This is a genomic window from Streptomyces sp. FIT100 (assembly GCF_024584805.1).
Lineage (GTDB): Bacteria > Actinomycetota > Actinomycetes > Streptomycetales > Streptomycetaceae > Streptomyces.
The window spans coordinates 7,188,313-7,200,532 of record NZ_CP075715.1; the positions used below are offsets into that span (position 1 = coordinate 7,188,313).

Here is a 12,220-nt window from a genome sequence, read left to right on the forward strand (position 1 = left end):
TCAGCGAGTGCGGTTCAGCGGCTGGGGATCAGCGGGTGCGGTTCAGCGGGTGCGGATCTCCGGGTGGTGCAGCAGCCATCCCTCCCAGGCCGACTCGACCATCTCGCGCACCCCGCGCGTCGCCGTCCAGCCGAGCTCCTTGCCGATCCGCTCCACCGACGCCACGGCCCGCGCCGCGTCACCGGCCCGGCGCGGCTCGACCATGGCGGGGACGCCGGAGCCCGTCACCTCGGCGACGATGCGGGCGAGCTCGCGGACGGAGACGCCCTCGCCGCGGCCGATGTTCACGGTGAGGTCCTCGGCGCCGGAGCCGGCACCGATGCCCTCGTCCTCGCCGTCCGCATCGCTCTCGGCGAGCCGGCGGGCCACGGTGAGGTGGGCGTCGGCGAGGTCGGCGACATGGATGTAGTCGCGGATGCAGGTGCCGTCGGGGGTGGGGTAGTCGTCGCCGAAGATCCGCGGCGGCTCGCCGCGGGTGATCCGGTCGAAGAACATCGGGATGATGTTGAACACCCCGGTGTCGGCGAGCTCGGGGCGCGCGGCGCCGGCCACGTTGAAGTAGCGCAGGCATGCTGTGGTGATGCCGTGGGCCCGTCCGGTGGCCCGCACCAGCCACTCGCCGGCCAGCTTGGTCTCGCCGTACGGGTTGATCGGGACCGCCGGGGTGTCCTCCGTGATGAGCTCCACATCCGGGACGCCGTAGACGGCCGCGGAGGAGGAGAAGAGGAAGCTCCGTACGTCCGCCGCGACCACGGCCTCCATCAGGACCGTCAGCCCGTACACGTTCTCGCGGTAGTAGCGCAGCGGCTGCTCGACGGACTCGCCGACCTGCTTCTTCGCCGCGAGATGCACCACACCCGTGACCGCGTGCCCGGCGAGCGTCCGGTCCAGCAGCTCCCGGTCGAGCAGCGAACCGCGCACCAGTGGCACACCGTCCGGCAGCCGCTCGGGAACCCCGGTCGACATGTCGTCGAGCACGACGACCCGCTCACCGGCTCCGGCCATGGCATGCGCCACATGCGCCCCGATGTACCCCGCACCACCTGTGATCAGCCACGTCATGGCCCCCACCCTAGGCCGTGTCCGGGGGATCCCGCCCGGCGTACGGCGCCGGTTTGTGGGGCGTGCCGTGGATCCACGATGATGATCTAGGTGTACTGCCCAGCCAGGTTGGTCGAGTTTGTGTGACGACACGGTCTGAATCTGTGAGATGGGGAAGGCCTCCGGTTGTGGAGTGGAGCTGTCGAGGAACCGCTCCGCCAACCAGGAGGCCTTCGTGTCTCACGCTAACGCTGCTTTGACTCCCCGTGCCCGTCTTCGGCTGGCGCGTCTGATTGTCGATGACGGCTGGCCGGTCGCCCGTGCGGCCGAACGCTACGACGTGTCCTGGCCGACCGCCAAGCGGTGGGCCGACCGTTACGCCGAGTCCGGGCCGGTGGCGATGGCTGACCGGTCCTCCCGGCCGCACCGCAGTCCTGCCCGAACACCGCAGCCGCTGGTCCGCAAGATCGTGCACCTGCGCTGGAAGCAACGTCTGGGCCCGGTCCAGATCGCCGGACGGCTGGGCATGCCCGCCTCCACCGTCCACGCAGTCCTGACCCGCTGCCGGATCAACCGCCTGTCCCACATCGACCGCGCCACCGGCGAGCCGGTCCGCCGCTACGAGCACGATCATCCCGGCGCAATGCTCCACATCGACGTCAAGAAGCTCGGGAACGTGCCCGACGGCGGCGGCTGGCGCTACGTCGGACGCGTCCAGGGCCGCAAGAACCGTGCCGCAACACCCGACAAGCCCCGCAACAAGTACCGAGGACCACTACTGGGAACCGCGTTCGTCCACACCGTCATCGACGACCATTCCCGCGTCGCCTACGCCGAGATCCGCGACGACGAGATGGCCGCCACCGCGGTCGACGTCCTGCGGCGCGCGGTAGCCTGGTTCGCCGCCCGAGGGGTGACCATCGAGCGGGTCCTCACCGACAACGGCTCGGCCTACCGCTCCCGGCACTGGACACAAGCCTGCACCGAGCTCGGCATCACACCGAAGAAGACCCGCCCCTACCGGCCACAGACCAACGGCAAGGTCGAACGCTTCCACCGCACCCTCGCCGACGGCTGGGCCCTCGGCCGCTTCTACCCCAGCGAATCAGCCCGCCGTAAAGCCCTGCCAGCCTGGCTCCATCACTACAATCACCACCGCCCCCACACCGCGACCGGCGGCAAACCACCCATCACCAGGTTGACCAACGTCCCCAGGCAATACATCTAGGAGTGGCGGGGCACGGCGGGGGCGCCGCAGGAAGCCGGACGGGGGAGCCCGGGTGTCCTGTCCGGGAAACCTCGGTGAACTCGGGCTTCCGTTCATCCGATAGCCTCTGCCGACGTGCCGCCGCCCGGGTGCCGGGCCGAGCCGCCGTGCACAGCCATCCGCAAGCGCCAAGGAGTGAGTCCGTCTGTCGACCGCCATCCTCACCGGTCCGCCGGTACCCGGATCGCCGCTCGAAGGCGATCTGCGGTCGCTGGGCTTCGACGTACGAGTCGCCGCAGGCGCCGACGAGACCGCCGAGCTGCTCGCCGCGGTGCCGGCCGCCGAGCGCGTCGCCCTCGTCGACCCGCGCTTCGTCGGCCACGTCCACGCCCTCCGGCTCGCCCTGACGGACCCCCGCTTCCCCGCGTCCGCCGTCCCGGGCGCCGTCACGGCCCAGGCCGAGGCGCGGCCCGCGCTGCTCGCGGCGCTGAAGGCCGCGCCGGCCGCCGACACCGCCCGCGTCGCCGATGCACTCGGCGCCGAGGGGACCACCCCGCACCGGCCCGAGCTCGGCTCGCTCGTGGCGACCGTCCCCGACGACCCCCAGGCGCGCAACGAGGCCCGGCAGGCCGTCGCCGCCGTCGACGACGAGGACGTACGGCTGCGCTCCGCCGTGAAGGCCCGCGACGGGTTCTTCACCACCTTCTTCATCAGCCCGTACTCGCGGTACATCGCCCGCTGGTGCGCGCGGCGCGGCCTGACCCCGAACCAGGTCACCACCGCGTCGCTGCTCACCGCGCTGATAGCGGCCGGCTGCGCGGCCACCGGCACCCGCGGCGGCTTCGTCGCCGCCGGCGTCCTGCTGCTGTTCTCGTTCGTGCTGGACTGCACCGACGGACAGCTCGCCCGCTACTCGCTCCAGTACTCGACGATGGGCGCCTGGCTGGACGCCACCTTCGACCGGGCCAAGGAGTACGCGTACTACGCGGGCCTCGCCCTCGGAGCGGCCCGCGGCGGGGACGACGTGTGGGCGCTCGCGCTCGGCGCGATGATCCTCCAGACCTGCCGCCACGTCGTGGACTTCTCCTTCAACGAGGCGAACCACGACGCCACCGCGGCCGGAAAGTCCGTGACGGGCAGCCCCACCGCCGCCCTCTCCGAAAAGCTCGACAGCGTCGGCTGGACGGTCTGGGTCCGCCGGATGATCGTGCTGCCGATCGGCGAGCGCTGGGCCATGATCGCCGTGCTCACGGCCGTCGCCACGCCCCGCATCGTCTTCTACGCCCTGCTCATCGGTTGTGGCTTCGCCGCGACGTACACCACGGCGGGCCGTGTGCTGCGCTCGCTGACGCGCAGGGCGAGGAGGACGGACCGCGCGGCACAGGCCCTCGCCGACCTCGCCGACTCGGGCACGCTCGCCGAGAGCTTCGCCGCCGCCTTCGCGGACACCGCCCGCAGGCTGCCCGGCTTCGCTCCGCTCGCGGTGGCCGCGGCCGGCGGGGCCGCCGTCACCGGCGCCGCCGCCTTCGCGCCGGTCGGCAGCTGGTGGCCGGTCGTCGGCGCCGCGCTGTACGTCACCACCTCCGGCTTCGCCGTCGCCCGCCCCCTCAAGGGCGCGCTCGACTGGCTGGTCCCCCCGGTCTTCCGTGCCGTGGAGTACGGCGTGATCCTGCTCCTCGCCGCCCGCTCGGAGGTGAACGGCGCACTTCCGGCAGCTTTCGGCCTGGTGGCCGCAGTCGCCTACCATCACTACGACACGGTGTACCGCATCCGCGGTGGCACGGGCGCGCCGCCTGCCTGGCTGGTGCGGACGATCGGCGGGCATGAAGGCCGCACGCTGGCGGTGGCGGTACTGGCCGCGCTCCTGGCGTCGGGCGGCACCGGCTTCCCCGTCGCGCTCACCGTCCTCGCGGTGGCCGTGGCGCTGGTGGTGCTCGTGGAGTCCATCCGTTTCTGGGTCTCCGCCGGAGCACCCGCCGTACATGACGAAGGAGAACCCGCATGATCGGCCTCGTACTGGCAGCCGGTGCAGGACGGCGTCTGCGTCCGTACACCGACGCGCTTCCGAAGGCCCTCGTGCCCGTAGGCCCTGAACAGGACGGCGCTGCCAGGACCGTCCTCGACCTCACCCTCGCCAACTTCGCCGAGGTCGGCCTGACCGAGGTCGCCGTCGTCGTCGGCTACCGCAAGGAAGCCGTGTACGCGCGCAAGGCCGAGCTGGAGGCCGCGTACGGCCTGACGCTGACGCTGATCGACAACGACAAGGCCGAGGAGTGGAACAACGCCTACTCCCTGTGGTGCGCGCGTGACGTCCTGAAGCAGGGTGTGATCCTCGCCAACGGCGACACCGTCCACCCCGTCTCCGTCGAGCGGACGCTGCTCGCCGCCCGCGGCGACGGTCAGAAGATCATCCTCGCCCTCGACGCGGTGAAGCACCTCGCCGACGAGGAGATGAAGGTCATCACCTCCGACGGCCAGGGCGTCCGCACCATCACCAAGCTGATGGACCCGGCCACCGCCACCGGCGAGTACATCGGCGTCACCCTCATCGAGCCCGAGGCGGCGGACGAGCTCGCCGACGCCCTCAAGGCCACCTTCGAGCGCGACCCCGACCTCTACTACGAGGACGGCTACCAGGAGCTGGTGAACCGCGGCTTCCGGATCGACGTCGCGCCGATCGGCGACGTCAGGTGGGTCGAGATCGACAACCACGACGACCTCGCCAAGGGCCGGGAGATCGCGTGCCTGTACTGACCCGGCTCATCCCCTCACCCGTCGTCGTCGACATCCGCCCGGGTGCCCTCGACGATCTGCCCGGCCTCCTCGCCGACCAGCGGATCTCCGCGTCGGGCCGGCTGGCGTTCGCGATAAGCAACGGCTCCGGGCAGGCCCTGCGCGAGAAGCTCGCGCCGCTGCTGCCCGACGCCGACTGGTACGAGGTCGCGGGCGGCACGATCGACGCCGCGGTCACGCTCGCCGACAACATCAAGGGCCGGCGCTACGACGCGGTCGTCGGCCTCGGCGGCGGCAAGATCATCGACGTGACGAAGTACGCCGCGGCCCGGGTCGGCCTGCCGCTGGTGGCCGTCGCCACCAACCTCGCGCACGACGGACTCTGCTCCCCGGTCGCGACCCTCGACAACGACAACGGCCGGGGCTCCTACGGCGTCCCCACGCCGATCGCCGTCGTCATCGACCTGGACGTCATCCGCGAGGCCCCGGTCCGCTTCGTCCGGGCCGGCATCGGCGACACCATCTCCAATCTGTCGGCCATCGCCGACTGGGAGCTCTCGCACCGCATCACCGGCGAGCCGGTCGACGGACTGGCCGCCGCCATGGCCCGCACCGCGGGCGAGTCCGTCCTGCGCCACCCCGGCGGCGTCGGGGACGACGGCTTCCTGACGGTGCTGGCCGAGGGGCTGGTGCTGACCGGCATCGCCATGTCGATCAGCGGCGACACCCGGCCCTCGTCCGGCGCCTGCCACGAGATCAGCCACGCCTTCGACCTGCTCCACCCCAAGCGCTGCGCGCTCCACGGCGAGCAGGTCGGCATGGGCGCCGCCTTCGCGATGCACCTGCGCGGCGCCCGCGAGGAGTCCGGGCTCTTCGCCGACGTACTGCGCAACCACGGTCTGCCGGTCCTCCCCGAGGAGATCGGCTTCTCCGTCGACGAGTTCGTCGAGGCCGTGGAGTACGCGCCGCAGACCCGCCCCGGACGTTTCACCATCCTCGAGCACCTCGACCTGTCCACCGACCAGATCAGGGACGCGTACGCCGACTATGCCAAGACCATCCGTAGCTGAACTCCGTCCGGTCGTTCACCCGGAAGGAGTGAAGGACCGGCGGAGTGGTGAGCACTGGGCCGGGCGCCTCTACATGCGCGAGATCTCGCTGCACGTCGACCCGTACCTGGTGAACACGAGGATCACGCCGAACCAGCTCACCTGCCTGATGGTGGTCGTGGGCGTCATCGGCGGCGCAGCCCTGCTCGTGCCGGGTCTGACCGGCGCGATACTCGCAGCCGTGCTGTTCCAGATCTATCTGTTGCTCGACTGCGTCGACGGCGAGGTCGCCCGCTGGCGCAAGCAGACCTCCATCACCGGCGTCTACCTGGACCGGATCGGCCACTACCTGTGCGAGGCCGCGCTGCTCGTCGGCTTCGGACTGCGCGGTGCCGATCTGTTCGGCTCGGGCCGTCCCGAGTGGCTCTGGGCCTTCCTCGGTACGCTCGCCGCGCTCGGCGCCATCCTGATCAAGGCCGAGACCGACCTGGTCGACGTCGCCCGCACCCGCAGCGGACTGCCCGCCGTGAAGGACGAGGCATCCGTGCCCCGCTCCTCCGGGCTGGCGCTGGCCCGCCGGGCTGCGGCCGCACTCAAGTTCCACCGGCTCGTCGGCGGGATCGAGGCCAGCCTGTTCATCCTGGCCATGGCCGTACTCGACATGATCCAGGGCGATCTCTTCTTCACCCGTCTCGGCATCGCGGTCCTCGCCGGCATCGCGATCGTCCAGACACTGCTGCACCTGGTCTCGATCCTGGCATCCAACAGGCTGAGGTGAGCGCATGACCCCACTGAAGCTCGGCGCCGTCATCATCACCATGGGCAACCGCCCGGACGATCTGCGTGCGCTCCTCGACTCGGTCGCCAAGCAGGAGGGCGACCCCATCGAGGTCGTCGTCGTCGGCAACGGTGCACAGGTGACCGACGTCCCCCACGGGGTACGGACCGTGGACCTGCCGGAGAACCTCGGCATCCCCGGTGGGCGCAACGCCGGGATCGAGGCCTTCGGTCCCTCCGGCACCGACGTCGACGTGCTGCTGTTCCTCGACGACGACGGACTGCTGCCGAACAACAACACCGGCGAACTGGTGCGTCAGGCTTTCGGCGATGACCCCGGCCTCGGCATCGTCAGCTTCCGCATCGCCGACCCGGAGACCGGTGCGACCCAGCGCCGCCATGTCCCGCGGCTGCGCGCCTCCGACCCGATGCGCTCCTCCAGGGTGACGACCTTCCTCGGCGGCGCCAACGCCGTCCGTACGAAGGTCATCGCCCAGGTCGGCGGACTCCCGGACGAGTTCTTCTACGCCCATGAGGAGACGGACTTCGCCTGGCGCGCCGTCGACGCGGGCTGGATGATCGACTACCGCTCCGACATGGTGCTGTTCCACCCGACGACCCCGCCGTCCCGGCACGCCGTCTACCACCGCATGGTGGCCCGCAACCGCGTGTGGCTGGCCCGTCGCAATCTGCCCGCGCCCCTGGTGCCGGTCTACCTCGCGGTGTGGATCGCCCTCACCCTGCTGAGGCGGCCCACGATCGCGGCGCTGCGCGCCTGGTTCGGCGGGTTCAAGGAGGGCTGGACGACGCCGTGCGGGCCCCGCCGCCCCATGAAGTGGCGTACCGTGTGGCGACTGACGCGACTGGGCCGACCACCTGTCGTCTGACGGGCCGGGATCTGAGAGCATCGGGCGTACTTCCGGGACCTGGCCGCCACCTGAGGCCCGTATGCCGCGCATCTTGAACACGAAAGTTTCAACTTGTGAGTGACACAACCCACGACGGCGCGATCGCCATGAGCGCTCGGCCGTCTCCCGACGACGGTCTGACGCCGGCGGAGCTCGCCGCGAAGTACGGCCTGTCGGTGAGCGGTGCCCGCCCCGGGCTGGTCGAATACGTCAGGCAGCTCTGGGGCCGCCGGCACTTCATCCTGGCGTTCTCCCAGGCGAAGCTCACGGCGCAGTACAGCCAGGCCAAGCTGGGGCAGCTGTGGCAGGTGGCGACGCCGCTGCTGAACGCTCTCGTGTACTACCTGATCTTCGGTCTCATCCTCAACGCCGATCGTGGGATGTCGAAGGAGGTCTACGTCCCGTTCCTGGTCACGGGTGTGTTCGTGTTCACGTTCACGCAGTCGTCGGTCATGGCCGGTGTCCGGTCGATCGCCGGCAACCTGGGACTGGTGCGGGCCCTGCACTTCCCGCGTGCCTCGCTGCCCATCTCGTTTGCGCTGCAGCAGCTCCAGCAGCTGCTGTTCTCGATGATCGTGCTCGTGCTCATCGTGCTCGCGTTCGGCAGCTTCCCGTCGCTGAGCTGGCTGCTGGCGCTGCCGGCGCTCGCGCTGCAGTTCGTCTTCAACGTCGGCCTCGCGCTGGTCATGGCCCGGCTGGGCAGCAAGACCCCCGACCTCGCCCAGCTGATGCCGTTCATCATGCGTACCTGGATGTACGGCTCCGGCGTGATGTTCTCGATCAAGGTGATGCTCGAGGACAAGCCGGCCTGGATCGCCGAGGTCCTCATGTACAACCCCGCGGCGGTCTACATGGACCTCATCCGCTTCGCCCTGATCGACGGGTACGACTCGTCGAACCTGCCCTCGCACGTGTGGCTCGCGGGCCTGCTGTGGGCCGTGCTCGCCGGTGTCGCCGGGTTCGTGTACTTCTGGAAGGCGGAGGAGCGCTATGGCCGTGGCTGACCTGCACAAGGAGCCGCACCAGGACCCGAGCGGCGCCCGGATCCCCACCGTGATCGCCGACGACGTCCACATCGTCTACCGGGTCAACGGCGGCGGCGGCCGGGGCCGGGGCAGCGCGACCGCGGCGCTGAGCCGGATCGTGCGCCGCGACCGGGGCGAGTCCCGGGGGGTCCGCAAGGTCCATGCCGTGCGCGGGGTGACCTTCACCGCCTACCGCGGCGAGGCCATCGGCCTCATCGGCACCAACGGCTCCGGCAAGTCCACCCTGCTGCGGGCCATCGCCGGGCTGCTGCCGACCGAGAGCGGCAAGGTCTACACGGACGGCCAGCCGTCGCTCCTCGGTGTCAACGCCGCGCTGATGGGTGATCTGACCGGCGAGCGGAACGTGATACTCGGCGGTCTCGCCATGGGCATGTCGCGCGAGGAGATCCGCGAGCGCTACCAGAGCATCGTCGACTTCTCCGGGATCAACGAGAAGGGCGACTTCATCACGCTCCCCATGCGGACCTACTCCTCCGGCATGGGAGCCCGGCTCCGTTTCGCGATCGCCGCCGCCAAGAACCACGACGTGCTGATGATCGACGAGGCGCTGGCCACGGGTGACCGGAAGTTCCAGATCCGCTCCGAGCAGCGCATCCGCGAGCTGCGCAAGGAGGCCGGCACGGTCTTCCTGGTCAGCCACAGCAACAAGTCGATCAGGGACACCTGTGACCGCGTCCTGTGGCTGGAGAAGGGCGAGCTCCTGATGGACGGCCCGACCGACGAGGTCATCAAGGCGTACGAGAAGGAGACCGGGAAGTAGTCTCCGCTACCCGTCGCACGGAAGGGCCCCCGCCGGATCGCGCCGGCGGGGGCCTTCGCCGGTGGGGGCCTTCGGCGGTGGGGGCCTTGCCGGCAGGGGCCGCCGTGGCCCCTTCCCGTATGCGCGGCGTCAAGTGCGCGTCAACCGCTCGTCAATTCACGGCGAAAGCATCGCACTTGTAATGCCCGCAACACCCAGGCGCGGGTCGGCGCGTTGTACAACGTAAGCTGTACCGGTGCCGATTCGCGGCAAGTGGGGCGATACCCCCTGACTTTCCCGCCCGCCGGGGCGGTCCGGGGCAGCCGAGCGGCGGGCCCCGACTCCGGAATGTCCGGCGGCGTGTCCGAAATAGTGTGTATTGGGTCGGCAGTGTAGAACGGGAGATGTGACGGCAATGACGGAAAATCTCCAGCTCCGCGTGTGCAGCGCCGTCCCCGCGCCGGGCAGCCCGAGGTGACGGGTACCCGGCAGGTGCGCCCCGACGCCTCCACGCGCACCACACTCGACAAGGCCGCGGACGAGAACTTCCCCGTGGCCCCCTTCTTCCTGCCGCGAGCCTGGCGCGACGACCTGATGGCCGTCTACGGCTATGCCCGCCTCGTCGACGACATCGGCGACGGCGACCTGGCCCCGGGCGGCGCCGACGCCCGCCACCTCGGCCTCGCCCCCGAGCAGGCGGACGACCGGCTCGCGATGCTGGACGCGTTCGAGGACGATCTGGGGCGGGTCTTCGCGACCGACCCCGGCACTGACCTCGGCGCCGACCCCCGCGCCGACTTTGACTCCGCCCCCGGTGCCGGTCCCGGCGTCGACGCCCGGCGGGACGGCGACGGCCCGCGCCATCCGCTGCTGCGTGCCCTGGTGCCCACCGTGCACCGCTGCTCGCTGACGCCCGGGCCGTTCCTCGCGCTGATCGCGGCCAACCGCCAGGACCAGTTCACCGGCCGCTACGAGACGTACGACGAGCTCGCCGCGTACTGCGAGCTCTCCGCCAACCCCGTGGGCCGGCTCGTCCTGGGGATCACCGGCACCACCAGCCCCGAGCGCGTCCGCCTCTCCGACGCGATCTGCACCGCGCTCCAGATCGTCGAGCACCTCCAGGACATCCCGGAGGACCTCGCCCGCGACCGGATCTACCTTCCGGCAGAGGACATGAAACGGTTCGGCGTCACCGAAGCCGATCTGGCGGAGCCGGAAGGGGGCGCGCCGGTGCGCGACCTGGTTGCGTTCGAGGCCGAACGCGCCCGGCTGCTGTTGGATGAAGGCACCCCCCTGGTGGGTAGCGTCCACGGCAGGCTGCGACTGCTGCTCGCCGGATTCGTGGCCGGAGGCCGCGCCGCGCTCGACGCCATCGCGGCAGCCGGACACGACGTGCTCCCCGGTCCGCCCGGACCCACCACGCGGGGACTGATCCGTGAACTGGGAGCCGTCTTGCGCAGAGCCGGCAGAGAGGGGTGAGCCGGAGCATGGAGGGACAGCCACTCATGTCCGCACCGGTGCGGGCCGCGTACAGCTACTGCGAGGCCGTGACGGGACAGCAGGCGCGCAACTTCGCCTACGGCATCCGGCTGCTGCCCGCGGACAAGCGGCAGGCCATGTCGGCGCTGTACGCCTTCTCGCGGCGCGTCGACGACATCGGCGACGGCAGCCTCGACCGGGCCGCCAAGCGGGACCGGCTCGAAGGCACCCGCGAGCTGCTCGGCAGGATCCGCGACGATGCGATCGACGACGATGACACGGACCCCGTCGCGGTCGCCCTCGCCGACGCGTCGCGCCGCTTCCCGATCCCGCTGGACGGGCTCGACGAACTCATCGACGGCGTCCTCATGGACGTCCACGGCGAGACGTACGAGACCTGGGACGACCTGAAGGTCTACTGCCGGTGTGTCGCGGGCGCCATCGGGCGCCTCTCGCTCGGCGTGTTCGGCACCCTGCCCGGCGCGCAGGGCGCCGACCGCGCCGCCGAGTACGCCGACACGCTGGGCCTCGCCCTCCAGCTCACCAACATCCTCCGCGACGTCCGCGAGGACGCGGCCGGCGGCCGCACCTACCTGCCCGCCGACGACCTGGCCAAGTTCGGCTGCTCGGCGGGATTCCACCGCGCGGGCCCCCCGGCCGGCGCCGACTTCACCGGCCTCGTCCACTTCGAAGTCCGCCGCGCCCGCGGCCTGTTCGCGGAGGGCTACCGGCTGCTGCCCATGCTGGACCGCCGCAGCGGCGCCTGCGTCGCGGCCATGGCCGGCATCTACCGGCGCCTCCTCGACCGCATCGAACGCGACCCCGAGGCGGTGCTGCGCGGCCGCGTCTCGCTCCCGGGCCGTGAGAAGGCGTACGTCGCCGTCCGCGGCCTCTCCGGCCTCGACGCCCGCCATGTCTCCCGCCACTCCGTCAGGAGGCACGCCTGATGCCACCCCTGACGTCGCCTCGGCCCCCGTCCCCGCCGCGCGCCGGCGGGGACGAGCCACAGCCGGCAGCCGGCGCGCCGACGACCCGGCGGGGCGCCACTGCCGCTCGCCGGACTCCTGGACGCCCGTTCCCCGCGCACGCGACGCGGCTGGTTCCCGTGGCCCGGGTGTCGCGTGGTGCTGCCTCGTTCGTCTCCGGTGCGGCCTGGCCGGTTCGCGCGGTCCGGGTGTCGCGTGGTGCTGCCCCGTTCCTCTCCGGAGCGGCCTGGCCGGTTCGTACGGTCCGGGTGTCGA

The 12,220-nt window shown here is 71.1% G+C and carries 11 protein-coding genes; 10 read left to right on the plus strand and 1 reads right to left on the minus strand.

Annotated elements, in window-relative coordinates; genetic code table 11:
- Nucleotides 1–42 precede the first annotated feature (42 nt).
- On the minus strand, nt 43–1,062 hold the full coding sequence (galE, locus tag KK483_RS32090; RefSeq protein WP_262008711.1) for a UDP-glucose 4-epimerase GalE: 1,020 nt from the start codon (nt 1,060–1,062) through the stop codon (nt 43–45).
- Nucleotides 1,063–1,276: 214 nt separating this feature from the next.
- On the opposite strand from galE, the gene KK483_RS32095 reads away from it, so the two are divergent.
- The 10 genes from KK483_RS32095 (at nt 1,277) to hpnD (ending at nt 11,926) form a co-directional block, all read left to right on the plus strand.
- On the plus strand, nt 1,277–2,269 hold the full coding sequence (locus KK483_RS32095) for an IS481 family transposase (RefSeq protein WP_262008712.1): 993 nt from the start codon (nt 1,277–1,279) through the stop codon (nt 2,267–2,269).
- A 184-nt stretch (nt 2,270–2,453) separates the two neighbouring features.
- A complete protein-coding gene (locus tag KK483_RS32100; protein WP_262009783.1) occupies nt 2,454–4,253 on the plus strand; it encodes a CDP-alcohol phosphatidyltransferase family protein in 1,800 nt (599 codons plus the stop codon).
- The gene (locus KK483_RS32105; RefSeq protein ID WP_262008713.1) at nt 4,250–5,002 is read left to right on the plus strand and encodes a phosphocholine cytidylyltransferase family protein; all 753 of its coding nucleotides are present in this window, start codon (nt 4,250–4,252) and stop codon (nt 5,000–5,002) included. Before KK483_RS32100 ends, KK483_RS32105 begins: the two co-directional genes overlap by 4 nt.
- On the plus strand, nt 4,990–6,051 hold the full coding sequence (locus tag KK483_RS32110) for an iron-containing alcohol dehydrogenase family protein (protein WP_242331203.1): 1,062 nt from the start codon (nt 4,990–4,992) through the stop codon (nt 6,049–6,051). The genes KK483_RS32105 and KK483_RS32110 overlap by 13 nt, the downstream gene beginning before the upstream one ends.
- Entirely contained in the window at nt 6,029–6,808 is a 780-nt protein-coding gene (locus KK483_RS32115; protein ID WP_262008714.1) for a CDP-alcohol phosphatidyltransferase family protein, read from the plus strand. The genes KK483_RS32110 and KK483_RS32115 overlap by 23 nt, the downstream gene beginning before the upstream one ends.
- Nucleotides 6,809–6,812: 4 nt before the next feature.
- Nucleotides 6,813–7,694 (plus strand): glycosyltransferase family 2 protein, encoded by an 882-nt coding sequence (locus KK483_RS32120; protein ID WP_262008715.1) that lies wholly within the window; start codon nt 6,813–6,815, stop codon nt 7,692–7,694.
- 95 nt (nt 7,695–7,789) lie between these two features.
- Nucleotides 7,790–8,719, plus strand: coding sequence for an ABC transporter permease (locus KK483_RS32125; RefSeq protein WP_262008716.1), 930 nt, complete (start codon nt 7,790–7,792; stop codon nt 8,717–8,719).
- On the plus strand, nt 8,706–9,521 hold the full coding sequence (locus KK483_RS32130) for an ABC transporter ATP-binding protein (protein WP_262008717.1): 816 nt from the start codon (nt 8,706–8,708) through the stop codon (nt 9,519–9,521). The genes KK483_RS32125 and KK483_RS32130 overlap by 14 nt, the downstream gene beginning before the upstream one ends.
- A 453-nt stretch (nt 9,522–9,974) precedes the next feature.
- Nucleotides 9,975–10,979, plus strand: coding sequence for a squalene synthase HpnC (hpnC, locus tag KK483_RS32135; protein ID WP_262009784.1), 1,005 nt, complete (start codon nt 9,975–9,977; stop codon nt 10,977–10,979).
- A gap of 8 nt (nt 10,980–10,987) precedes the next feature.
- Entirely contained in the window at nt 10,988–11,926 is a 939-nt protein-coding gene (gene hpnD, locus KK483_RS32140) for a presqualene diphosphate synthase HpnD (protein WP_262008718.1), read from the plus strand.
- Nucleotides 11,927–12,220 lie beyond the last annotated feature (294 nt).

Excerpts from the sequence above, each read along its gene's own strand:
- galE (WP_262008711.1), bottom strand. The coding sequence starts at position 1,062 with ATGACGTGGCTGATCACAGGTGGTGCGGGGTACATCGGGGCGCATGTG.
- KK483_RS32115 (WP_262008714.1), top strand. The coding sequence starts at position 6,029 with ATGCCAAGACCATCCGTAGCTGAACTCCGTCCGGTCGTTCACCCGGAA.
- KK483_RS32105 (WP_262008713.1), top strand. The coding sequence starts at position 4,250 with ATGATCGGCCTCGTACTGGCAGCCGGTGCAGGACGGCGTCTGCGTCCG.
- hpnD (WP_262008718.1), top strand. The coding sequence starts at position 10,988 with ATGGAGGGACAGCCACTCATGTCCGCACCGGTGCGGGCCGCGTACAGC.
- KK483_RS32120 (WP_262008715.1), top strand. The coding sequence starts at position 6,813 with ATGACCCCACTGAAGCTCGGCGCCGTCATCATCACCATGGGCAACCGC.
- KK483_RS32130 (WP_262008717.1), top strand. The coding sequence starts at position 8,706 with ATGGCCGTGGCTGACCTGCACAAGGAGCCGCACCAGGACCCGAGCGGC.